18 protein-coding genes are annotated in these 24,794 nt (G+C 48.5%); 16 read left to right on the forward strand and 2 right to left on the reverse strand.

Translation table 11 applies throughout. The annotated features are described in order from the left end of the window. The first annotated feature begins 129 nt into the window (after window positions 1-129). Genes JYB63_RS17755 through JYB63_RS17765 form a run of 3 tightly spaced genes read left to right on the forward strand, consistent with a single transcriptional unit; the run spans window position 130 to window position 2,909 of the window. Window positions 130-951: a YdcF family protein gene (locus tag JYB63_RS17755; RefSeq protein WP_205659256.1), complete on the forward strand. Its 822-nt coding sequence runs from the start codon at window positions 130-132 to the stop codon at window positions 949-951. Between the two features lie 5 nt (window positions 952-956). Then, complete coding sequence (gene recJ / locus JYB63_RS17760; protein ID WP_205659257.1) at window positions 957-2,690, forward strand: single-stranded-DNA-specific exonuclease RecJ; 1,734 nt, start codon at window positions 957-959, stop codon at window positions 2,688-2,690. Window positions 2,691-2,720: 30 nt separating this feature from the next. Continuing rightward, window positions 2,721-2,909 carry a hypothetical protein gene (locus JYB63_RS17765; protein ID WP_205659258.1) on the forward strand — a complete coding sequence of 63 codons (189 nt, stop codon included), beginning with the start codon at window positions 2,721-2,723 and terminating at the stop codon, window positions 2,907-2,909. Window positions 2,910-2,962: 53 nt separating this feature from the next. Here the strand turns inward: JYB63_RS17765 and JYB63_RS17770 are convergent, their stop codons facing one another. Further along, a complete protein-coding gene (locus JYB63_RS17770; RefSeq protein ID WP_205659259.1) occupies window positions 2,963-4,594 on the reverse strand; it encodes a methyl-accepting chemotaxis protein in 1,632 nt (543 codons plus the stop codon). A gap of 243 nt (window positions 4,595-4,837) precedes the next feature. Here JYB63_RS17770 and JYB63_RS17775 point away from each other — a divergent pair, with 243 nt between their 5' ends. From JYB63_RS17775 to JYB63_RS17790, 4 genes are all read left to right on the forward strand, one after another. Then, window positions 4,838-6,628: an EAL domain-containing protein gene (locus JYB63_RS17775; RefSeq protein ID WP_205659260.1), complete on the forward strand. Its 1,791-nt coding sequence runs from the start codon at window positions 4,838-4,840 to the stop codon at window positions 6,626-6,628. A 74-nt stretch (window positions 6,629-6,702) separates the two neighbouring features. Further along, the gene (locus JYB63_RS17780; protein WP_205659261.1) at window positions 6,703-7,317 is read left to right on the forward strand and encodes an NUDIX domain-containing protein; all 615 of its coding nucleotides are present in this window, start codon (window positions 6,703-6,705) and stop codon (window positions 7,315-7,317) included. An 82-nt stretch (window positions 7,318-7,399) separates the two neighbouring features. Beyond that, window positions 7,400-7,840, forward strand: a complete 441-nt coding sequence (locus JYB63_RS17785) for a DUF1249 domain-containing protein (protein WP_205659262.1) — start codon at window positions 7,400-7,402, stop codon at window positions 7,838-7,840. After that, window positions 7,833-8,630, forward strand: a complete 798-nt coding sequence (locus tag JYB63_RS17790; RefSeq protein ID WP_205659263.1) for a metallophosphoesterase — start codon at window positions 7,833-7,835, stop codon at window positions 8,628-8,630. The genes JYB63_RS17785 and JYB63_RS17790 overlap by 8 nt, the downstream gene beginning before the upstream one ends. On the opposite strand, the gene JYB63_RS17795 is transcribed toward JYB63_RS17790, so the two are convergent. Next, complete coding sequence (locus JYB63_RS17795; RefSeq protein ID WP_205659264.1) at window positions 8,609-11,074, reverse strand: penicillin-binding protein 1A; 2,466 nt, start codon at window positions 11,072-11,074, stop codon at window positions 8,609-8,611. The genes JYB63_RS17790 and JYB63_RS17795 overlap by 22 nt on opposite strands. Window positions 11,075-11,236: 162 nt before the next feature. Between JYB63_RS17795 and pilM the strand changes: the two genes are divergently transcribed. The 9 genes from pilM to gltB all read left to right on the forward strand — a co-directional run bounded on the left by pilM (window position 11,237) and on the right by gltB (window position 24,762). Beyond that, window positions 11,237-12,298 carry a type IV pilus assembly protein PilM gene (gene pilM, locus JYB63_RS17800; protein ID WP_205659265.1) on the forward strand — a complete coding sequence of 354 codons (1,062 nt, stop codon included), beginning with the start codon at window positions 11,237-11,239 and terminating at the stop codon, window positions 12,296-12,298. Between the two features lie 15 nt (window positions 12,299-12,313). After that, window positions 12,314-12,862: a PilN domain-containing protein gene (locus JYB63_RS17805; protein ID WP_205659266.1), complete on the forward strand. Its 549-nt coding sequence runs from the start codon at window positions 12,314-12,316 to the stop codon at window positions 12,860-12,862. A 1-nt stretch (window position 12,863) separates the two neighbouring features. Then, on the forward strand, window positions 12,864-13,466 hold the full coding sequence (locus JYB63_RS17810) for a type IV pilus inner membrane component PilO (RefSeq protein WP_243432054.1): 603 nt from the start codon (window positions 12,864-12,866) through the stop codon (window positions 13,464-13,466). A 37-nt stretch (window positions 13,467-13,503) separates the two neighbouring features. After that, entirely contained in the window at window positions 13,504-14,007 is a 504-nt protein-coding gene (locus tag JYB63_RS17815) for a pilus assembly protein PilP (RefSeq protein WP_243432055.1), read from the forward strand. Then, the gene (locus JYB63_RS17820) at window positions 14,004-16,121 is read left to right on the forward strand and encodes a type IV pilus secretin PilQ (protein WP_243432056.1); all 2,118 of its coding nucleotides are present in this window, start codon (window positions 14,004-14,006) and stop codon (window positions 16,119-16,121) included. Before JYB63_RS17815 ends, JYB63_RS17820 begins: the two co-directional genes overlap by 4 nt. Before the next feature lie 57 nt (window positions 16,122-16,178). Beyond that, window positions 16,179-16,697: a shikimate kinase AroK gene (aroK, locus tag JYB63_RS17825; protein ID WP_272873597.1), complete on the forward strand. Its 519-nt coding sequence runs from the start codon at window positions 16,179-16,181 to the stop codon at window positions 16,695-16,697. A gap of 14 nt (window positions 16,698-16,711) precedes the next feature. Next, window positions 16,712-17,797: a 3-dehydroquinate synthase gene (gene aroB / locus JYB63_RS17830; protein ID WP_205659268.1), complete on the forward strand. Its 1,086-nt coding sequence runs from the start codon at window positions 16,712-16,714 to the stop codon at window positions 17,795-17,797. A gap of 21 nt (window positions 17,798-17,818) precedes the next feature. Next, the gene (locus tag JYB63_RS17835; RefSeq protein ID WP_205659269.1) at window positions 17,819-19,576 is read left to right on the forward strand and encodes an AAA family ATPase; all 1,758 of its coding nucleotides are present in this window, start codon (window positions 17,819-17,821) and stop codon (window positions 19,574-19,576) included. Window positions 19,577-20,307: 731 nt separating this feature from the next. Further along, on the forward strand, window positions 20,308-24,762 hold the full coding sequence (gltB, locus tag JYB63_RS17840) for a glutamate synthase large subunit (protein ID WP_205659270.1): 4,455 nt from the start codon (window positions 20,308-20,310) through the stop codon (window positions 24,760-24,762). Window positions 24,763-24,794: the final 32 nt, after the last annotated feature.

Here is a 24,794-nt window from a genome sequence, read left to right on the forward strand (position 1 = left end):
GTTATTTGTACAAACCGGCAGGGAATGTGCCGGCGCGGCTGATCATCAGGATGTCACTGTATCTGGGAGCAGGTAGATTAACCAAAAAAGGATAATTATCAGTGATTCGCTGTTGGTGGAGATGGGGCTTTGGACACGTTTTTTAACCTTTCGAAAATTTTCTGGGCATTGGCGAACCCTGGGAATTTTATTGTTTTAGTACTTGTTGTTTCGATGCTGTTTGGCTGGAAAAAAATTACCTTCCTGACGGTGCTGAGTCTGATGGTTCTGACCGTATATCCGGTAGGAAATCTGTTGCTGCAGCCGTTGGAAAATCGTTTCAGCCAGCCCCGGGAAATACCCGATAATATTGCCGGCGTAATTGTGCTTGGTGGCGGTGAAGATGCTGAACTGACAAGTATTTGGGGCCAGCCGCAGTTTTCAGAAGGTGCAGACCGGGTAATGACTTTACCTGCCATGATGAAGCGTTTTCCGGACAAACCTATTATTTTTACCGGTGGTTCGGGCTCGGTACTGAATCCGGAATACCGTGGTGCTGATACGGTGAAGGCATGGCTGGAGGAGTTCAGTTTGTCCGAGAATATTATATATGAGCGACAGTCACGTAATACCTATGAAAATGCGCTTTATTCCGGACAGGTACTGCCTGAGACAAGCAGCATTGATGACGGGGATGGCTGGTTATTAGTGACCTCGGCTTTTCATATGCCGCGTTCTGTTGGTATATACCGCCAGCAGGGCTGGAAGGTTATTCCTTATCCGGTGGATTATTATTCCCAGCCGTTTGAGTTTGATAATGTCAGGTTTGATCTGGCTGATAACCTTGGCAATCTGGGCACGGCTGTACGTGAATGGGTTGGCTTACTGGCTTATTATGCAACGGGTAAAACCGGGGAATGGTTTCCCGCAGAAGATGTTATGAGCGGTCAAACAAAAGCGTTGAGTATTTAGGTGTTATGTCAGAGTTATTAATCCGCCGCCGTGAGGTGAAAGCGGATGGTGCCGTCTTTAATCAGGTACATCCTTTATTGGCACGGATTTATGCTAGCCGCGGCCTGTTCGATGCTGACCGGTTAGGGCGGCAGCTAAATCAGTTGCAGAATGGTCAGAATATCCGGGGCCTTGATGCTGCAGCTCAGCGTCTGGCGCAAGCGGTTATGCATCAGCAGAGTATTCTTATTGTCGGGGATTTTGACTGTGACGGTGCGACGAGTACGGCGCTGGGGATGCTGGCGCTGGGGATGATGGGCGCCCGGCGTGTGGATTATCTGGTACCTAACCGGTTTGAATACGGTTACGGGCTCAGTCCGGAAATCGTTGCGGTAGCTGCTCAGCGACAGCCGGATCTGATCGTCACAGTGGATAATGGTATTTCCAGTGTGAGTGGCGTAGCTGCTGCGAATGAAGCGGGCATTGATGTGATTATTACGGATCACCATTTACCCGGAGATGTTCTGCCGGATGCCTGTGCGATTGTAAATCCTAATCAGCCCGGGTGTGAGTTTTCTGAAAAATCTACCTGTGGCGTAGGTGTGATTTTTTATGTAATGGCGGCGTTGCGCCGGCTGTTACAGGAACAGGGATGGTTTAGCAGACAAAATATCCCTATGCCGAATCTTGGCAGTTTACTGGATCTGGTGGCGTTGGGTACCGTGGCCGATGTGGTGCCGCTGGAAGAGAATAACCGTATTCTGGTGCATCAGGGATTACAGCGAATCCGGGCTGGCCAGGCCCGTCCCGGTATTTTAGCCCTGCTGGATATTAGCGGGCGGGCCCGGCATAACCTTGTGGCATCTGACCTTGGATTTGCGCTGGCGCCCCGTTTGAATGCCGCCGGCCGGCTGGATGATATGTCAGTGGGGATTGAATGTTTACTGTGCAATGATCCTGAGCGGGCGAGGGCTCTGGCTGTTCAGCTGGACGAGCTGAACCAGGAGCGTCGTGGTATTGAGCAGGAAATGCAGCAGCAGGCGCTGACTTTGCTGGATAAGCTGGAGCTTGATGATTCGGAGTTGCCGTTTGGTGTCTGCCTGTTTCAGGAAGACTGGCATCAGGGGGTGATTGGGATCCTTGCTTCCAGAATTAAAGAGAAGCTGAACCGTCCTGTTGTTGCTTTTGCCGCCGGTGATGACGGTGAGCTGAAGGGGTCTGCCCGTTCTGTGGCCGGTTTTCATATTCGGGATGGATTGGATGCAGTCGCTGCTAAACATCCACAGTTACTGAAAAAATTTGGCGGCCATGCAATGGCGGCGGGCATGACTATCGTGGCTGATCAGTTAGATGCATTTCAGTCAGCCTTTGATGCTGAAGTGCGCCGGCAAATGTCTGCCGAACAGTTACAGCACTCTGTACTGACTGATGGCGCGCTTAGCGGTCAGGACTTTACGCTTCAGGTCGCTGAGCTCCTGAGAGAAGGGGGACCCTGGGGACAGCATTTCCCGGAGCCTTTATTTGATGGTGAGTTTTCTTTAATTCAGCAGCGCATTGTGGGGCAGCGGCATCTCAAAGTGGTGTTAATGGATCCTGAGAGTGGCATTGCGGTGGACGGTATACACTTTAATGCAGATACTAAATGCTGGCCGGATCAGACTATTCAGAAAGTCCGGGCAGTATACCGTCTGGACGTGAATGAGTTCAGGGGACAGCGTAATGTGCAGCTGATGATTGATCATCTGCTGCCGCTGGCCTGATATTACATAAATAAAGCAGGGAATACTTGTATGAATGATTTCAGTTTGCAGGAATTAAACACATTACTGATTGTGTTTGCCAAAGCGGGTATTCAGCAGGGGGAAGCCAGCCCTGAAGAGCTGGATTTGCTGTCGCGTCTTCAACAGGCTCAGGTTGAACGTGATGAACTTGAAAATATGGATTTTGATGATTGTCTGGGTGGCGCCTGTAAGCTGTGAGTAATGGCTGCCAGCAAAGGCTGGCAGCAAAGGCTGGCAGCTAGGCTACGTCATTAAATCTTAAACTGCCCAAGCAGTTTGTGGATATTGCCAGCCAGTTGATTCAGCTGTTCACTGGCATGGGTGACCTGATTGGCACCTTCTGTGGTTTGTCCGAATGCCTGATGCATATTGTCGACATTGTGAGTAATGGTGCTGACCGTTGAACTTTGTTGCTCGGTGGCACTGGCTATCTGGGTATTCATGTCTGCAACACTGAGAATTTCCTGCGTAATGGCACTGAGAGTTGCCCCTGCCTGTTCAGATTCCTGAACACTGATTTCAGCCTGGCTCCTGCCGGTCTGAATGACGGTCACTGTATTGTGCGCCCCACTTTGCAACTGCTCAATCATAGCCTGAATTTCTTCTGTTGATTCCTGGGTACGCTTAGCCAGTACCCGGACTTCATCGGCTACCACCGCAAAACCACGGCCCTGTTCACCGGCCCGTGCGGCTTCAATCGCGGCATTCAGGGCAAGAAGGTTAGTCTGATCGGCGATAGAGCGGATAACATCGAGTATGCCGCCGATATTTTCGACATCATTTTCCAGAGTCTGAATACTGTTGACGGCTTTATCCACAGACTTAGCGAGATTATGAGTGGCGCTGATACTGGCTTTCACCACTTCCTGCCCGGCCATTGCCTGACTGCGTACAGCGCTGACTGAATGTGCTGCTTCAGAAGCATTGCCAGCAACTTCCTGAACGGTATGGTTCATTTCCCGGACAGCCTCAGCCATATTTTGTGTTTCCTGCTGGTGGGTTGTGATGCTGGCATTAGTCTGTTCTGTTATCGCTGCCAGTGAGTGTGAGGCTGTCACCAGTTCATCGCCGTATACTTTAACCTGTACAACGGTCTGATGAATGCGTTCAACAAAGGTATTGAACGTTGCTGCAAGCATGCCCAGTTCGTCGGATGTTTTAACCGGTAGCCGAACAGTAAGGTTGCCTTCTCCCTGAGAAATATCCCGCATGGCCGCGGTTGTCTGGTTCAAATGTTTGATAATACTGCGGCTGATCAGCAGGCAGAGTGCAATGAATACCACCAGAATGATACTCAGAAAAATCAGCCGCTGGCTGAGGATCGAAGTAAACTGTTCATCAATATCGTTAACATAAATCCCACTCCCTACCATCCAGCCCCAGGGGGCAAAACCTTTTACGTAGGAAAGCTTGGGAAGCTGATCTTCCGAACCGTTAGGTGCTGCCCAGAAATAGTCTACAAAACCGGCTCCGTCTTTTTGGACGACATCAACAAAGGCAACAAAGAGCAATTTACCCTGTTTATCTTTAATCGCAGAGGCATCTTTACCGATGAGGGCAGGTTTGATTGGATGCATGATGATTTGTGGCTGAAGATCATTTATCCAGAAGTACTGGTTATCATCGTAGCGTAGCTGGCTTATGACCCGGCTGGCTTCTTTTTGGGCCTGGATTTCGGTCATTTCCTGATTCTGACTGCGCTGATAATAATCACCAAGAATGGCGTGAGCAGTGGTGACCAGCCCCTGCAGACGATCTTTTTTGGCGGCCAGTAAATTTTCTTTCAGGAGTAATGTGTCCTGGAGATAAACACCGGAAAAAATCAGGATGAGCAGGCCTGGTAACAGCCAGATACGTTTCGAGATAGATATACGGGAGAGCATAGTTGCGATTACCTGTTCTGGTTCATGGCTGAGTTGCACAGGATCTGAGCTGACGAAAACAACACAGTGACATTAATTCGGGTTGTATCACTTGAGCCTAATCAAAAAGCGGCAAACTTAATCTTATCCATTAGTTGAAGCTCTTAATGGGCAGTTATTCGGGCACGGCTGTGTGATTTGTCATTTGTTTGTCATCTGGAAAATTTAAGTTGAGCGACAAACAAAGATGCCAGAGTAGTTTTTATGGGCCTGAGTACGACGTTGAATATTGATTATGAAGAACAGTTACTGCGCAGTCTGATTGCCGAGGATAACCTTTTTCCCCATTTTCAGCCGATTGTCGATTTGAGAAATGGTGAAACCATCGGGCATGAGGCGCTGATCCGCGGGCCGGAGGGGAGTGTGCTGTATTCACCTGACAGTCTGTTTCAGACGGCTATTCGCTGTGGGTTGTTGCACACGCTTGAGCTGAGCTGCCGGCGTTTGTCATTGCAGCGTTTTGCTGAGTTGAAAATTGATGGCAAGCTGTTTCTGAATATTAGTGCTTCTCTGCTGGGTACGCCGGAGCATCAGAAAGGTTTAACGGCAGATATGCTGGCCGAGCTGGATATTCCTCAGCACGCAATTGTGATTGAGTTGTCTGAGCAACATCCCTTTGATCAGTATGGGCTGACGCTTGAAGCTGTCCAGCATTACAGAGGGATGGGGTTTAATATTGCGATTGATGATCTTGGCAGTGGCTATTCGGGCCTGAAATTGTGGTCAGAGCTGCAGCCGAACATTGTCAAAATCGATAAACATTTTGTACATAACGTTGACCGTGAGCCGATCAAGCGGCAGTTCGTAAAATCGATTTGTAGCATTGCTAACGGTGTCGGTTGTTCAATTATTGCGGAAGGAATCGAAACAAAATCGGAACTGCTAACGCTGAAAGAATTAGGCGTAACAATTGGTCAGGGGTTTTATCTGGGGCGGCCTTCGCAAAAGCCGGAAGATGCTCCGCAGGAATATACCTGGTTACCAAAGCAGCCCCGGGAAGGCCGGGATTCGGATATGGCTGAAACAGCCTCGGTGCTGGTTCAGCCGGCACCATCGCTGTCGCAGAATGATGAGTTGCAGCTGGCCAGCCAGCTGTTCAGGGATAATCCTGCTTATAACGCTTTAGCTGTGCTGGAGGAAGGGCGGCCTGTGGGGACTGTTGCCCGGGCTAAACTGCTGGAGTTGTTTTCGACACAGTATGGCCGGGCGTTATATGAGCAGAAACCGGTGTCCGTCATGATGGATGATGCCCTGATTATCGAAAGTGATATGTCACTGGAAAAAGTGTCGCAGATGGTCACCGAGCAGGATGCAGTGTATCTGAACCAGGGATTGGTCATTACCCGTAGCGGCTTGTATCTGGGGCTGGGAAATGTCCGCGATTTGCTGAAAAAAATCACTGAATTGAAAATCCGCAATGCCCGTTATGCTAACCCGCTGACCCTGTTGCCGGGCAATGTTCCTATCAGCAGGGAAATTGACAGCTTACTGAAGCGTACTGATGATTTTCGGGTGGCCTATTTCGACATTAACTACTTTAAACCCTTCAATGATTCTTATGGGTACGTGAAAGGTGACTTACTGATTCAGCAACTGGGCAGCCTGCTAACCCGGTTTGCAAATGGCGATAACTTTACAGGGCATGTGGGAGGTGATGACTTTGTAGTGGTGTTTCGCTGTGAAGACTGGCTGGAGCGTTGTGAGAGTATCATTACTGAGTTTGATCATGCTGTTCGTGAGTTTTACAGCCCTCAGGATCTGGAGCAGGGTGGTGTTTGGTCTCAGAGCCGGTCAGGGGAATCCAGCTTTTTCCCTATCCTGAGTTTGTCTGTAGGGGTGGTGCATCCTGATCCTTATTCGTGTCTCAGTTATCACGAGGTCGCAGAGTTAGCGGCGCAGGCGAAGGCGCAGGCTAAAAAAGCGGATGGCAGTTTTGTCTTTGTTTCCCGTCGCCGCAGGTTGGGCAGTTCGGAAGGTGAGCTGGTCAGTGTTTAAGTAGTTGTGGTTTTTCTTATAGGTCTTATATCCTGTGTTACAGTAACGCCCTGATAATTATTCGGGGTGATTGTATGGCCTGGCAACCAGGGTTTTGCCGTGATGATGTAGAAATCATCGCCAGTAAAACGGTTTATCACGGTTTTTTTAAGGTATCAGAGTTACAGATTCGCCATGCGCGCTTTGCCGGTGGAAATATCACTATTCAGCGTGAATTACTGCACCGGGGGGATGCTGTATGTGTTCTGTTGTTTGATCCCCAGTCCAGAGAAGTGGCGCTGATTGAACAGTTCCGGGTTGGCGCTGTGGATAAATCACCGAGCCCCTGGCTGCTTGAATTGGTGGCCGGTATGGTCGAACCGGGTGAAACTGCTCAGGATGTGGCTATTCGGGAAGCAGTCGAAGAAGCGGGTGCTATTATCAAAGATCTGGTACCGATAACACGTTACTCCCCGAGTGTGGGTGGATGTGATGAGTATGTTGATCTTTTTTGTGCCAGAGTCGATGCCGCTGCACTTGGAGGTCTTCACGGGCTGGAAGCAGAAGGCGAAGATATTAAAGTGCATGTGATACCCTTGGAGGAAGCAATTAAACTGGTTGCTGAAGGGGTTATAGACAACGCCGGAACCATCATTGCGTTGCAGTGGTTGCAGTTGAACCTGGATAAAGTGCTGCAAAACTGGCAATGATTTTTTAGTTATTGGTGTTTTATACCAAATGTTGTCAGATATTTTCTGGCTGTGAAGAACCATAAAGTTGATAAACGAACTTATGCGCAGACGTTATATACCGGATATTGTTAAGCAGATGGCTGATTGTGAGGCGAACTATGTGCGTCTCATGCGTTTGCTGCCGGATTTTGATAACTGCGATGAACGTGAATTCGAAATTCACTGGCAGGGCCAGAACAGTGCGGTCCGTTTACAGGTTGAAGAGCGTTTTACGTATACAACCACGGTACGTGTCAGCCATTTGCTTGAGCATGACTGGCTTAAAGCCCCCTGTTTGCTGGTCAGAATGTACCATGATGCCCGTGCAGCGGAAGTTATCTGTATTATACGGGGTAAGCAATTGCGCGGTGTGTATCAGTATCCGAATATGGATATGCGACATCCTGATGAAAAAGCACAGTTAAATCAGTATCTTGGTGAGTGGCTGAATCATTGCCTGAACCATGGTCATGTAACCGAAGCAGTATTTTCTTTTGAATAATCCTACCGTAAAACTGGTGCAGGTGACGGACTGTCATTTGCAGAATGATCCTTCTCAGCTTTATCGAAACCAAGATGTTGAGTCTCAGCTGGATCAGTTGCTTGCTCATCTGAAAAGCACTTTGCCGGAAGAGACCTTGTTACTGTTAACAGGGGATATCGTCCATCATGGCGGGCCTGATGCTTACCGGCGTTTGACGGCTAAGCTGGCGTCTTTACCCTTTGATACCGCCTGGATTCCCGGGAACCATGACGATGCAGACCTGATGCAGGCATGTGGTGAACGACTGAACCGCAAGGTTATACAGGTTCGGGGATGGTGCCTGATCTTGCTGGACAGTACGTCTGAGCCGGATGGCCGGGGCAGTGGTGCGTTAGGGCAGGCGGAGCTGGCGTTTTTAACGCAGGCGCTTGATCAGAACAGTGATAGGTATTGCCTGATTGTGCTTCATCATAATCCTGTGTCAGTCGAGAGTGGTTGGCAGGACCCTATTATGCTGGCGGATGCAGATCAGTTCTGGAGAGTTTTAGAGCCATACAGTCAGGTGCAGGGCATCATATGTGGACATGTTCATCAGGAATGGCGCTGGCAGTATAAGGGGGTGGATGTGATGAGTTGTCCGGCTTCTTCTGTTCAGTTCAAAAAGCGCTGTGATGAAATGACATTGGAGGATGTGCCTGCATTACAGGCACCTGCTTACCGGTTATTAGAACTGTCTGAATGTGGTGAGATTAACAGCCAGGTTAAACGTTTTAACCTGGCTGAGGATCAGAATATATCGTCGGTCTGACTTTCACCGCCAGCTGCTTGGCCAGGGCCAGTTGCAACTTCTGTCGGTACTTTGTCAGCAGGGAATATTTCAAATACAGCATTTTCCTGCCCGGGATAGGCAAGCAGGCCTGTTTCCGGATCAATACGGCGGGAAATGATTCCGTCAGGTTTGTTGACCGCTTCATCAGGGCTGTCTGCCAGCGCTACTTCCATGAAATCTATCCAGATTGGCAATGCCGCACTGCCGCCAAACTCCCGGCGTCCCAGTGTTGACGGCTGATCGAATCCAACCCAGGCGGTGGCAACTACATCTTTATTGAAACCTGAGAACCATGCATCTTTCTGATCGTTGGTTGTGCCTGTTTTACCCGCAATGTCCGAGCGCTTGAGACTAAGCGCCCGGCGGCCGGTGCCGTGGGTAATGACATCCTGCATGATGTCATAAATCATATAGGCTGCCTGTGGCTCCATAATTTGCGCAGCAATCGGTAGTTGTGAGATTTTGCTGCCAGACAGCTGAAGTTTATCGGTGTCTTCACCGGATGCGGTTGCAGCTTCCTGAACGGTGGTCAGGTCAATGGCTTCGATATTGCTTGGAATGCTGGTGGACGGCTCAGAGTATTCGCAACCCGGGCAGACTGTGGCAGGTTGCGCCTGATAGAGCGTTTTGCCTGCTGCATTTTCCATCCGGTTAATGAAATAAGGGGCTACCTTGTATCCCTGGTTTGCCAGGCCGGCATAACCGGTCACCAACTCCAGCGGCGTAACGTCAGCACTGCCCAGAGACAGCGAAAGATTCTGCGGAATACGGGTTTTATCAAAACCGAATCCGGTCAGGTAATCGGTTGCTGTATCAATACCAATAGAGCGTAAGATCCGGATGGATACCAGATTGCGTGAGCGATACAGGGCTTCACGCAGACGGGTAGGGCCATAGAATTTCTTGCTGTAGTTCTCCGGACGCCAACTGGCTTCTAGGTCGTTATCGTTGAGTACAACCGGCGCATCATTGATGGTGGTTGCGGGTGTAAAGCCCTGCTCCAGAGCAGATGCATAGATAAACGGTTTAAAGTTAGAGCCCGGCTGGCGTAATGCCTGTGTTGCACGGTTAAATTTGTTATGTACGAAGTTAAAACCACCAACCAGTGCGTTCAGTGCACCATCCTTCGGTGATAAGGCAACAAGCGCGCCCTGTACATGTGGTACCTGAGTAAGGTGCCAGGTGTTTTCTTCTTCGCCCGGTACCACCCGCACCATATCTCCGACAGTCAGAATGTCAGCGGCCTGTTTCGGGGCTGCTCCCATTCTGTTCGGGCCTTTATAGGCTTTTGCCCAGCTGATGTTATCCCAATCCAGTGTGATATCTTCACCGGATCTTAAGCGGGCAGTCGCACTTTGTTCGCTGACCTCAGTAATGACGGCAGGTAACAGGCTGCCGTAGACCGTCTGTTTCTTGAAAAATGCTTTCAGGCCGTCATCGGTTAAGTCTTCGGTGGTTGCTTCCGGCCCGAAATAACCATGACGTTCAGTGTAAGCAAGCAGGCCTTTTTCAAGGGCCTTGTTGGCTGCGACCTGCATTGAGCTGTCGAGGGTTGTGTAGACTTTCAGGCCATCGGTATACAGTGCATCCTGGAAATGCTCATACAAGCGGTTACGAACCATTTCTGCAACGTATGGGGCATAGAGCTCAATTTGGGTACCATGATATTCAGCGGTTACAGGCGCTGAAACTGCTTCTTCATAAGCCTGATCATCGATGAAACTCAGGGAATGCATGCGTTTCAGGATCCAGTTCCGGCGCTCCAGTGCCCGGGTCGGATTAGTAATCGGGTTGTAGGCTGAGGGTGCTTTGGGCAGGCCGGCGATCATGGCGTATTGCGCAACACTAAGCTCGTCAATGTTCTTGCCGTAGTAAATATTAGCTGCTGCCTGTATTCCGTAAGACCGGTGTCCCAGATAGATCTTATTGATATACAGCTCAAAAATCTGTTCTTTGCTCAGCTCCTGCTCAATTCGGAGTGAAAGGAGTATTTCGTTGAATTTACGGACAAAAGAACGTTCGCGGGTCAGGAAGTAGTTTTTTGCTACCTGCATGGTGATGGTACTGCCACCACTTTTTATCTTACCGCTGCTCGCCAACTGGTATGCGGCTCGGGCAAGACCTTTAACATCAATGCCAAAGTGGTTGAAGAAATTACGGTCTTCGGCAGCAAGCAGGGCATTAATGAAGGTTTGTGGAACCTGGTCGAAACTGATGGGGGTACGACGTTTTTCACCGAATTCCGCAATCAGTTTTTCGTCCGCGGAGTAAATACGTAACGGCGTTTGCAGTTTGACGTCTTTTAATGTTTGTACATCCGGCAGTTTGGGGGCGTAATGATAGTAAGCTCCGCCGAGTACTGCTAAGCCCAGGACCATACCTACAAGGGATAATGTCAGGCCGATTTTTAATATAATTTTCATTAATATCTTTTTATTGTGATTTTAAAGAAAGTTTACTTGCTGCCGAGTTATTATATCTGTATCTAAGTAATGGTCACTAGTGAAACAGCGTTGAAATTTATATATATTTAAGATCAGAACTATATTTTATCTCATGCTGGCTGTTTTAAAGGATTACTTATTGTGTTGAGCTTTCTTAAAAAGCAGGAAAAGGGCTGGGTAGGTGTTGATATAGGGACATCATCAGTGAAAATGGTTGCGCTGTCCAAACGGGGTGACGATCTTCGTGTTGATGCGTATGCAATTGTCCCCCTGCCGGCAACAGCTGTCATTGATAACAGTATTCAGGATGTTGGCCTTGTTTCAGAAATGATTGAACGTGGCCTGAAAATCTGCAATAAGCCGCTCCAGCAGGCTGTAACCGCAGTTCCATCTTCGGCTGTTATATCCAAAACGATTGAACTGAGTGATTCCTTCACAGAATTTGACCTTGAAGAGCAGGTTAAGATTGAAGCAGACCGTTTTATTCCTTATCCCCTTGATGAAGTGGCGTTGGATTTTGAAGTCTTGCGTCCGTCTCCTTCAAATGCAGGTCTGAACGAAGTGTTGCTTGTTGCCTGCCGAAGTAATGATGTTGAAAAGCGGGAAGATGCGATTAACGGTGCCGAGCTGAGTTGTCAGGTTGTGGACGTTGACAGCTTCTGTATTGAGCGGGTCTATCCTCTGCTTGTTCTAGATGGTGCAGATGATCAGGCTCTGGTTGGTTTGGTGGATATCGGGGCCGCAACGCTGACGCTAAATGTTTTTAAAAATAATCAGATTGTTTATAACCGGGAGCAGGCATTTGGCGGTAATGATCTGAACCATCTGTTACAGCAGCAGACCGGACTTATTCCTGCAGAGATAGAACATCAGTTACGTAGCGGTGAGTTAAGTGATGAGTTGATGGAAACCGTTGTGTTGCCGTTCCGCAGCACAATCAGCCAGCAAATTTCCCGTGCGTTACAGTTTTTTTATTCATCAGGCGCTCATAACCAGTTGACTAAGCTATGTTTACAGGGCGGTGGTGTAACCATTGAAGGCTTGGCTGATATTGTTGCGGAAGAGGTTGGTGTACCGACAGAGCTTGCCAATCCGTTTGCCGGCATGGACGTAGATTCGAAAATAAATCCTGCCAGACTGGCGCATGATGCTCCTTCACTGGTAAAAGCCTGTGGCATGTCGCTGCGAAGCTTCGAGCACTGATTAATAGGATTACGAATGGCAAAAATAAACCTCAGGGCCTGGCGGGAAGAAAGAGCTGCTCAACGACAGAAACAGTTCATGGTAAATGTCTTGTCGAGTGCATTTCTGGCCGTGTCTGTTGTATTGCTGGTAGGGTTTTATTTTGATTTTCAGACGGATCGTCAGCGGATAAGAAATAACTATCTCAACAGTGAAATTGCTCAGCTGGATGTTCAGCTTGCGGAAATTAAGGAACTGAATTTAAAGCGGGCACGTCTGACCGACCGTTTAAAAGCCATTCAGGATTTACAGTCCAGCCGGCCGTTGATTGTCCGGAATTTTGACGAGCTGGTCAGGGTTCAGCCGGATGGTGTTCTGTATTCTTCTCTTTCCAGAACAGGTGACGTGATTACTCTGGATGGTCGGGCGCAAAAAAGCGCCGATGTTTCATCTCTGATGCGGCAGATTTATGCCAGTGTGTGGTTTGGGGAGCCAAACCTGACTAAGGTTGCCAATGCGGACAGTATGAAAGATTTTAACCTTACTGTTCCGGTTTTGAAGCCCGAGCTTAGCGAGGCTAATTGAGATGAGTATGGACAAACTGACCAACAGTTTTAAAGGCTTTGATCCGGATAACCTTGATTTCAGTCAGGCGGGTAACTGGCCGGTTGGTGTCAAGGTTATTTGTTATCTGATTGTGTTTGCGGCGGTGATTGCCGGTGGTGTTTATCTGCATATATCAGATGCAGAGAAACGTCTGAATAATGAGATTTCTGCTGAGCAAGGCTTAAAGCAACAGGTGCAGGCTAAAGCAGGCCAAGTAGCAAATCTGGCTGCGTTGAGAAAGCAGATGGCAGATGTTCAGGGGCAGTTTACTGAGCTTTTGAAACAGTTACCTACAGAAAAAGAAGTGCCGGGGTTACTTGAAGATATTTCTGAGATAGGCCGTTCCAGTGGGTTGGATATTCAGGTGATTCAGTTAGCGGCCGAGCAAAAGACAAAGTTCTATATTGAGTTGCCGATTAATATTCAGGTAACCGGGGCATACCATCAGTTAGGCCAGTTTGTAAGTGGTGTGGCTGCTTTATCCCGAATAGTGACGTTACATGATTACAGGATTGTTCCTGATGGCAGCACGTTATCAATGAATATAAGCGCAAAGACGTACCGATATGATGACACTAATTAAGTATATTAAGGCCGTTCTTTTAATTGTGCTGGCGCTCATGATGAATGCATGTGTTTGGGTAGAAGATCCTAATGATTTGAGGCAGTTTGTTCAGCAGGTACGTCAGGCTGAAGCACCACCTATTAAACCATTGCCTGAGTTTAAGCCTTATCATAGCTTTGTGTATGAAGGGGCAAGTTTGCGGGATCCTTTTCAGAGTCTTGCTCAGTTGAGCGATACTAATGAAGTAGCAGCAGAAGTTGTACAGAACAACGAGAACGGATTACGTCCGGATTCTGAGCGTCCTAAGTCTTATCTCGAAGAGTTTGCTTTGGATTCACTGAAAATGGTGGGGACGATTGGTATGAGCAAACAGCGCTGGGCATTAATCAGGGATGATAAAGGTGAAGTGCATCGTGTTACCAGTGGTGACTATATGGGGCTGGATTTCGGTCAGGTAGTGACGGTAAGTAACGGGTTTATTGAACTGAAAGAAATTGTGCCGAATGGCCGTGGTGGGTGGATGACCCGACAACGCAGCATAGTAATGGATGATGAATGATGATTTTACAGCAGCAGTTTTATCGGTTCAGTGCCGCATTAAGTTCACCGAAGAGCATGATTAGTTTTATGGTTAAAATTCTAAGTACTTTGTTCCTGGTTTGTTTTGCTCAGTTAACGGTTGCCGCAGACGCGCAGTTATTGAAGTCCTCTTTTGTCAGTTTACCTAACGATAAGTTGGAAATGCGTTTTGATTTTGATATTCCTCCTACGATTCCGAAAGCTTACATGACCAATAGTCCAGCCAGACTAGTGCTGGATCTGTGGGGGGTGGAAAACAGTCAGGATGTGAAAACGCTTGAGGTTGAAAGTGGCAAAGTCAGAAGTGTTAATTTTGCTCAGGTACCGGGACGGGTCCGGGTTGTGATGAACCTGTATGAAGCTGCAGCTTACGAAACCTATGCAGATGGCAACAGTTTATTCGTTGTTGTTGGCGATCAGAGCAAAAATGAAAAAAAATCAGCACCTGAAAAACAGAACCTTGCCGGAGTAAGTCATTCGGCTAAACAAGACCCAACCAGTATTGCCAGAACCCGTGTTCAGGGAGTCGATTTTGAAAGAACGCAGGAAGGCGGTGGGCGTGTGGTGATCACGCTTTCTGATGACACTGCAGGTGTAGATATTGTTGAGGAAGGCAATAACATCGTTGTTAACCTGTTGGGGGTTGAGCTTTCTCAGGCACTACAGCAGCGGGTGGATGTAAAGGATTTTGCTACGCCGGTTATGTTTATTGATTCTATGGCGAGTGGTGAAAATACCAGTATTTTAGTGAAGCCTTCAGCGGAACCTTATGATTATCTGGCTTATCAGACCAATAATCAGTTGTGGATTGAACTGAAACCACTGACTATTGAAGCGCTGGAAGAGCGTGAAGAGCGTTTCCCGTATTCAGGTGAGCGTATTGATCTGGACTTTCAGAGTGTAGAAATCCGTTCTGTACTGCAAATCCTTGCAGAAGTGGCGGAGAAAAACCTGGTAGTTAGTGATCAGGTGAGCGGTGATATTACGCTGCGTTTAAAAAATGTTCCCTGGGATCAGGCTTTGGATCTTATCTTGAGCACCAATCAACTGGATAAGCGTGAGATGGGCAATGTGCTGTTGATTGGCACTGCTGTTGAAATATCTGAGCGTGAGAAAGCTGAGTTAGAGAGCAGTAAACAGGTTGAAGAACTGGCTCCTTTGAGAACTGAGTTTATTCAGGTGGATTTTCGTAAAGCGTCTGATATGGTTGCGAGGCTGACGGATGCTCGCCTTATCTCTGAACGTGGATTCATTCTTGCCGATGATGAAACCAATACGCTGATGGTTCGTGAAACAGCTAAAGGTTTGACCGAGGTGCGGAAAACCCTGAGCCGTTTTGATATTGAAGTCGCGCAGGTTTTAATTGAAGCTCGATTGGTTACTGCCAACACCGACGTTACTAAAGACTTAGGCGTTAAATGGGGAGCCGGGTATACTAACGGTTCTGATTTTACACTGGGTAGCACCATTGCTGATGTAGCGAGCCCTGGTACTACAGTACCATCTGGTTTGCTGGTGGATTTGGGCGCAAATGTAACAAATGCCACATCAATCGCAATTGGTTATAAACCTGGTTCAAGTTCGTTGTTGCAGTTAGAGCTTTCGGCTCTGGAGTCTGATGAACGTGTTGATGTGATTTCACAGCCAAAGATTGTTACCACCAATGGTAAAAAAGCTCTGATTGAATCAGGAAGAGAAGTCCCGTTTCAGACAGTGGATGATGGTAATATATCGGTAGAGTTTAAAAATGTTGTATTAGCGCTGGAAGTAACCCCCCGGATTAACCCGGGTGACCGTATAGCAATGGATTTAGTTGTTAAAAAAGATTCCATTGGCGATCTTCTTCCAAATGGTGAAATCAGTATTATTAACAATGAACTGGAAACATCAGTGGTTGTGCCTGATGGTCAGACCATAGTGCTTGGCGGTGTATTTGAGAATTCAAAGGAAAATACTGTAAATAAGACTCCGTTGTTGGGGGATATTCCAGTGGTAGGTGCCTTATTTAGGAATAAGAGTTATAAAAATACTAAGCAGGAGTTGTTGATTTTTATAACTCCGAAGTTGGTTCGGGAATCTTTATCAGTCAGGTAGTATGTACGCCGCAGTTTGTTAGCAAACTGCGGTGTTTTTTGTAATGGATAGGTTAATTTGAATATTTTTTTAGTCGGTCCCATGGGGGCGGGTAAGAGTACGATTGGTCGCCTGCTGTCTCAGGAACTGAAGTTAGATTTTGTTGATTCGGATCGGGTGATAGAAGAGCGTGCCGGGGCAGATATTCCCTGGATTTTTGACGTGGAAGGCGAAGAAGGCTTTCGTCAGCGTGAAGCAAATGTTATCGATCAGCTTACCGGTCAGGATGATCAGGTATTGGCAACCGGTGGTGGAGTCGTTCTTCGGGAAGAGAACCGGGCTTGTCTTCAGGGGCGCGGGACGGTGGTTTATCTGACAACATCTATTGAGCAACAGTTGGAACGGACTTCCAGAGATAAAAACCGGCCGCTGTTGCAGCACCCCGATCCGGAAGAAGTTTTGACCAAACTGATGACGCAGCGACACCCGCTTTATACACAGGTTGCCGATTTTTCAGTCATCACTGACCGACGTAACCCCCGCTCTGTAGTGACTGAAATTGTTGAGCTTTTACAGCAGCAGAAAATTCTTAAATAAGTGATTGTATAAATATGACTCAGCAGACACTTAATGTTGATTTAGGTGACCGTTCGTATCCGATTTTTGTGGGTAAAGATTTATTTCAGCCACAAATGCTGAAGCCTTATATCCGTGGGAATCAGGTTTTGATTGTCAGTAATACGACAGTTGCGCCACTGTATCTGGATGCACTGAAGGCCGCTTTACCGGACATTCAGATTAATGAAGTAATTTTGCCGGACGGCGAAGAATATAAAAACCTGACTCATCTGAATGCAATCTATGATGAGCTGCTTCAGCAAAAACACAACCGTACGACCACGCTGATTGCGCTTGGCGGTGGTGTTGTGGGAGATATGACAGGCTATGCTGCTGCATCATATCAGCGAGGGGTTAATTTTATTCAGGTGCCAACAACTTTGCTTTCTCAGGTTGATTCTTCGGTGGGGGGCAAAACCGGTGTGAATCACCCTATGGGCAAGAATATGATTGGCGCTTTCCACCAACCTCAGGTTGTTTTAGCAAGTGTCGATGCGCTGGAAACATTACCTGACCGGGAATTATCTGCGGGCCTGGCTGAAGTGGTCAAATATGGCTTTATTTACGATGAAGCGTTTCTTTGCTGGCTCGAAGAGAATATGGCGGATCTGGTCGCCCGGGATAGTGCAAAGCTGAGTCAGGCAATTTACCGCTCATGTGAAATTAAGGCTGAGGTGGTTGCGCAGGATGAACGCGAAGGAGGTATCCGGGCAATTTTAAATCTTGGTCATACTTTTGGTCATGCCATTGAAGCTAAGCAGGGATATGGAAACTGGTTGCATGGTGAGGCGGTGGCTGCCGGAACCATGATGGCGGCGGATCTGTCCTGCCGTTTGGGTTGGCTGTCCCGCGAAGATGTAAAACGTGTTGAGAATGTACTAGTCGCGGCTAATTTGCCGGTTAAACCGCCACAGGATATGTCAGCGTCTGACTTTATTGAGTTGATGTCAGTAGATAAAAAAGTGCTGGACGGGCAATTACGTCTGGTATTGCTGAAGTCTCTGGGTGAAGCAGTGGTAACTGCAGATTTTTCAGCTGACCTGTTGCAGGAAACGTTAATTGCTGACACGTATTGCTAACAGAAGGTTTATTTTTCGACGATGGCGCAGACTCCGATAAATCAACAGGCACTGGCAGCGGCTTTTGACTCTGCTCAGCAGCGTAAATCATTTTACTTTGAGCCGGCTTCCCGGGTGCAAATGGTTGATAAACTTGAGCATCTGAGCCGCTTCAGTGATTTTTTGCTGGTAGTGACCGGAGAGGCCGGAGCCGGTAAATCAACACTCCTGGAACAGCTGAAAGTACCTGAGACAGATACAACGCTTTGCGCCAGTATTCTGCGTTGTGATCAGCCGGTTAATGTTTCTGTACTGCTGCGCAGTCTGGCAAAGCAGTTACCGGTAGATATTCCGGAGCAGGCCGATAACCGTAAGCTACTCGCACTGATCTATGAAGCCTGTAATGTACTATCCGCACAGGGTATGCAATGGCTGGTGATGGTTGATGATGCTGAGAAGCTGGGTAAGGATGCGCTGGAATTTCTGTTGCATCTGTTAACCGATACTGCTGCTTTGTCCGCTAAACCCCATGTGATTCTTTTTGGCTTGCCGGAACTGATGACCCGTTTGCAACAGGATCACAGTGTTGATCAGCTGGATGGTCAGACCCACCATCAGGTACTGGAGCCATTTGCAGAAGACGAAGCGCGCAGTTATATCATTCAGCGATATAAAGCTGCGCAGTCTCTTTCTGAAGATCAGTTGCGTCAGCTGTTTATTATTTCCGGTGGCTTACCTGGCGGCTTGAATCAGGCAGTGGAAAATCTGTTTCGTGCCGGAGAAATCAGCCAGGAGAAAACGTCCCGTGGTTTACCCCGTTTGCATTTGGTCAGTATCGCAACTGTTTTGATTGGTGTGCTGTTGATTTCGTTATGGCAGTACTGGCCGGAGGAACAGCAAAATGATGATGTGCGTGAACGGGTTCAGTTGGAACTGCCGGTTACACCGGCGGAAAAGGAAGCGGCTACGATAGAAATAGCAGATGAACCGGCAACCCGTAAAATTTTACCTATTCCCTCCCTGGAGCCGGAATTAGCGGCTGACGACGTAAAAGCAGCGGATACCAAAACCGACAAAGCTTCAGATACTGCGCCGGTTACATCTGCCACCCTTGCTACAGCTAAAGCTACAGAAAAGGAAGGGCCGGTAAGTGATACTAAAAACATAGAACAAGGTGTAGTAACTGCAGCTGCAGAAAAACCGGAGTTACGGAAGCCGCTGAAAACTGTTTCAGAAAAAGAGCCTGAGTCTGTTGCAAAGACAGTTAAAGACACCCAGGTGACTGTAGTAAAGCCTGCTGAAAAGAAGCCTGTATCGAAACCTGTTGCTGTAGCAGAAAAAAAGCCTGCTGAAGTGGCTGCTGTAACGGCCAAACAGGTAAAAGAAGAGGTTAAACCTGCAGTTAAAGCTGAAGCTCCGCCAAAGGCTAAGCCGGCAGTAAATGTTGCGGCTGCCAAGCCGGTTGTTAAAGCGAAGCCCGCTGCTAAGCCGGCAGGGCAGCAACTTTCAGCCAGTGAAAAGGCATTGCTCGAGTGGCCGACATCGGGTTATACCCTGCAAGTGCTGGGGGCAGGTCTGAAGAAAAGTGCTGATGATTTTATCAGGGGGCAGAAAGAGCCGCAGAAGTTTTACCTCTTCCGTACGACTTATAAGGGTAATCCATGGTACGTAGTTGTATATGGGCAATACAAGAGTCGTCAGTCAGCATCCGCTGCCAGTAAGTCACTTCCTGATGATCTGCGAAAGCTGCAACCATGGGCAAGATCCATTCAGGGTATTCAGTCAGAAATAAAAAAATAGGGCTTCACTGAGTGAAGCCCTGAAGAAAAGGACAAACAAGGAGAGAAATGACGTGTGGCCTGACGTTCGTTCTGGGCTAACCGGTGTTTCGCATAAACTGAAATCTCAGTGAATTTCACTGTTGCTGAACTTCAGGCCTTTGTCACTTGCAACGCCAATATATCCCCGCCTTCTGAAATCAAACTGAAAAATCAGTCGTATCTAAACTGTAATCCTCATGAGTCTGACGCGAAGAGGAAAGCGGCGCCTACCGATATTGTTATTCTCAGTCCGTGTATGACCAGTGTCGTATTGTGCGTTTGCACAATACAGTTGCAAAATATAAAGGTAGTGAGGGCTTTTATATTTTGCTGATGCTTTTATGTGACTGGTGAAATCTGCTAATGCTCAGGGTGAAAAATCATCATGAAAGAAGATAAAAGCGCGTTTTTGTGTGCTTTTTACCACTATCCGGGAGCTGTTTTTCAGAACTGAGCAGGTTTTCAGATTTTCCTGTTTCCTAAAGGAAACTTCTGGGTGTTTTTAGGGTATTTGTATATTTAATGCTCAGTGGCAGAGTAAAAATCTATAAAAATACCTGTGACAAAAATATCCTCTGAATTGTGTATAATTTGTCCTTCCGGGGCTTGGTGTGTAGAATGGCCCTCCCTTTGAAGAGGATGAAGCCACCTTTTGGGTGTGAAGGACGGCGATAATATATTGATAAGAAAGAATTTTTGGTGGGATAACTTATGAGCAACAGTCTATATCGCCCAGGTGAATTTAAAGATAACTGCGGGTTCGGGCTTATGGCCCACATGCAGGGTGAGGCAAGCCATGACTTGCTGCAAAAGGCGATTGAGGCCCTTGCCTGTATGACACACCGTGGTGGCATTGCAGCAGACGGAAAGACCGGTGACGGTTGTGGTTTGCTGATGCAAAAACCTGATGCCTTTTTACGTGCGGCGGCGCACAAAGAATTATCAGTTGAGCTGACTGAAGAATATGCCGTAGGGATGATTTTTCTCTCCCGTGATCCGGTGAAAGCACAGGCCGCCCGAAAAATTATGGACCAGGCGCTGAAAGATCAGGGCCTTGGAGTTGCCGGCTGGCGTGTAGTGCCAACTGATGATGCTTGTCTGGGCACAATTGCCAAAGATACCCTGCCTCAGATTGAGCAGGTGTTCGTGACCACCGACAAGTCTCAGCGTGAATTTGCCGTTAGCCTTTACGTTGCACGCCGCAAAGCTGAAATTGCTCTGAGTGCGGATGAAGACTTCTATATCTGTAGTCTTTCTGACAAGGTTATTTCCTATAAAGGTCTGATGATGCCGGTGGATCTGCCGGTATTTTATACTGACCTTGGTGATCCTGAGCTGGCTACTGCTATCTGTACTTATCACCAGCGTTTCTCTACCAACACTGCGCCTCGCTGGCCACTGGCTCAGCCGTTTCGCCTGTTGGCGCATAATGGTGAAATCAACACAATCGAAGGTAACCGTAACTGGGCCCGTGCCCGTTCTGATAAGTTCGCGACCGAACTGTTACCCAACATCAGCGAATTGCAGCCGATTGTGAATACGACCGGATCAGATTCTTCCAGCATGGATAATATGCTGGAGTTTCTGCTGATTGGCGGTATGAACCTCTACCGGGCTGCCCGAATGATCGTGCCACCGGCCTGGCAGAACCTGGATACCATGGATGCTGAGTTACGAGCTTTCTACGATTATAACTCCATGCATATGGAGCCGTGGGATGGCCCGGCAGGTATGGTATTGACCGATGGCCGCTTCGCGGTTTGTATGCTGGACCGTAATGGCCTGCGTCCGTCCCGTTGGGTAATGACCAAAGATGGCTTCATCTGTACTGCCTCTGAGATTGGTGTATTCGATTACCAGCCGGAAGACGTAGTTGCTCAGGGCCGTGTCGGACCGGGGCAGATTTTATCTATCGATACTGAAACCGGTGAAGTCCTGCATACCGCAGATGTTGATGACCGCCTGAAAAAAGCCCAGCCGTACAAGCAGTGGATGCGTGAGCATTCCTTGCCGTTGGAACAGACCATGAACCTGACTGAGGAATCACAGTCATTCCGTGAAATGAGTGCGGAAGAAGTTAAGGTTCACATGAAAATGTTCCATGTGACGTTTGAGGAACGTGATCAGGTGCTGCGTCCGCTGGGTGAGACCGGTATGGAAGCAGTAGGTTCGATGGGTGATGACAAGCCGATGGCTGTGTTGTCCTCTCAGGTGCGTTCGCCATATGACTATTTCCGTCAGCAGTTTGCTCAGGTAACGAACCCGCCAATCGATCCGTTACGTGAATCCATCGTGATGTCGCTGGATACTTGTATCGGCTCTGAACGTAACGTGTTTGCTGAATCGCCGGAGTACGCTCGTCGGGTAATGCTGACAACCCCTGTGCTGTCAGCCAGTAAATTCCTGCGTCTTAAGAATAATCAGCTGGATGGTTTTGACGTCGCTCAGATTGACCTGAACTATGATCCGGCCACAACCGGTCTGGAAGAGGCAATCAAAGCGGTTTGTGATCAGGCAGAAGCGTTTGCCCGTGACGGTAAAGTGATCATCATCCTGTCGGATGCGGCTATCCGTCAGGGTAAGTTGCCGATCCATGCTTCAATGGCAACCGGTGCAGTGCATCATCGCCTGATCAATGAAGGTCTGCGTCCGGATGTAAACCTGATTGTTGAGTCCGGTACCGTCCGTGATCCACATCATTTTGCAGTACTGTTCGGTTTCGGTGCGACAGCTGTATATCCGTATCTGGCTTACCGTGCCCTGACGGATCTGTGTAACACCGGCGAGTTGCCGATGGACTGGCTGGATAGCCACGAGAATTACCGTAAAGGTATCAACAAGGGCCTGATGAAAATCATGTCCAAGATGGGTATCTCAACGATTGCTTCTTACCGCGGTGCCCAGCTGTTCGAGGCCGTTGGTGTTAGCTCGCCGGTAGTTGATCTGTGCTTTACCGGCGTAACCAGCCGTATTGAAGGCGCTGACTTTACCGATTTCCAGAAGGATCAGGCTGAGCTGGCTAAAGATGCCTGGGTTGCCCGTAAGCGTATTCGTCAGGGTGGCTTACTGAAGTATGTCCATGGTGGTGAGTACCACGCTTATAACCCGGATGTGATTCAGTCTATCCATAAAGCGGTTCGTACCGGCGAAGGTTCTGACTATCAGGTTTATGCAGACCTGGTGAACAAGCGCGGTGTGGCGACTATCCGTGACCTGATGGCACTGAAATCTGACGCCAAAGCAATTGATATCTCAGAAGTTGAGCCGGTAGAAGAAATCTTCAAGCGCTTTGACTCTGCTGCTATGTCTTTAGGCGCGCTGTCGCCTGAAGCCCACGAATGTCTGGCGATGGCCATGAATGAACTGGGCGGTCGTTCGAACTCTGGTGAAGGCGGTGAAGATCCTGCCCGTCACGGTACGAATCGTCGTTCCAAGATTAAGCAGGTTGCCTCAGGCCGTTTCGGCGTAACGCCGGAATATCTGGTGAACGCTGAGGTTATGCAGATCAAAGTTGCTCAGGGCGCTAAGCCTGGTGAAGGTGGTCAGCTACCGGGTGGCAAGGTTAACCAGTTAATTGCACGGTTACGTTATTCGGTGCCGGGCGTGACGCTGATTTCCCCTCCGCCACACCATGATATTTATTCGATTGAAGACCTGGCGCAGCTGATCTTCGACCTGAAACAGGTAAATCCTGACGGCCTGGTATCCGTGAAGCTGGTATCTCGCCCGGGTGTGGGCACGATCGCTTGTGGTGTTGCCAAGGCCTATGCCGACCTGATTACCATATCCGGTTATGACGGTGGTACTGCAGCGAGCCCGCTGACCTCTGTACATTACGCCGGTTCTCCATGGGAACTGGGTCTGGCGGATGCTCACCAGTCACTGCGTGGTAACCATCTGCGCGGTAAGGTGCGCCTGCAAACAGACGGTGGTCTGAAGACCGGTCTGGATGTGGTTAAGGCAGCGATTCTGGGTGCAGAAAGCTTTGGCTTCGGCACTATGCCGATGGTAGCTGTAGGTTGTAAGTACCTGCGGATCTGTCACCTGAATAACTGTGCTACCGGTGTGGCAACGCAGAACGATCAGCTGCGGGAAAATCACTATCGTGGCACGGTTGAAATGGTGAAGAACTATTTCCGCTTTGTTGCTGAGGAAACCCGTCAGTGGATGGCTTCTGTGGGCGTTCGTTCTATGGAAGAGTTGGTTGGCCGAGTCGACCTGCTTGAAGTGATTGAAGGTAGCACCGCTAAGCACGGTAAGCTGAATTTACAGCCGTTACTGAGTGATGCAGGTATTCCGGCTGAAATGCCACAGACCTGTCAGGTTGGTCATAACGATCCCTATGATCTGGCGGATCTGAACACGAAGATGCTGGAACTGGCCGAGCAGGCCATTGCAGACAAGAGTGGCGGTGAATATGAATTAACCATCACTAACTGTGACCGTTCTGTGGGCGCACGCACCTCCGGGGCGATCGCCAAAGCACACGGTAACCTGGGCATGCAAGATAAGCCGGTACGCTTTAACTTTACCGGTCATGCCGGTCAGAGTTTTGGTGTCTGGAATGCCGGTGGTCAGGAACTGTATCTGCAGGGCGATGCCAACGACTACGTCGGTAAAGGTATGGCCGGAGGTAAGATCGTCATCCGTCAGCCGGAGACGGTTGAGTATGCCAGCAATGAAACCACAATTATTGGTAACACCTGTCTGTACGGAGCAACCGGTGGAACCCTGTATGCTGCGGGCTGTGCCGGTGAGCGTTTTGCTGTGCGTAACTCCGGCGTTCACGCTGTCATTGAAGGCGCAGGCGATCATTGCTGCGAATATATGACCGGCGGTCTGGTAACCGTTCTGGGTCAGGTAGGCTGTAACTTCGGTGCCGGTATGACAGGTGGTTTTGCCTATGTGCTGGATATGGATAACACCTTTGTGGATAAGTACAACCATGAGCTGGTTGAAATTCACCGGGTAGCGCCACAACACATGGAAGAATACAAGAACCACTTGCGTTCAGTGATTATGGGTTACATTGATGCGACTGACAGTGCATGGGCAACCCATATTGTTGAGAACTTCGATGATTACATCGGCCGCTTCTGGTTGGTGAAGCCTAAGGCTGCAAGCCTTGGGGCTCTGTTGAACCACATGCGTTCACGACCAGAGTAATAACGAAGCCAATGTAATTAACAGGGTGCAGA

Origin of the sequence: Aliamphritea spongicola, assembly GCF_017051665.1 — a bacterium.
GTDB classification, from domain to species: domain Bacteria; phylum Pseudomonadota; class Gammaproteobacteria; order Pseudomonadales; family Balneatricaceae; genus Amphritea; species Amphritea spongicola.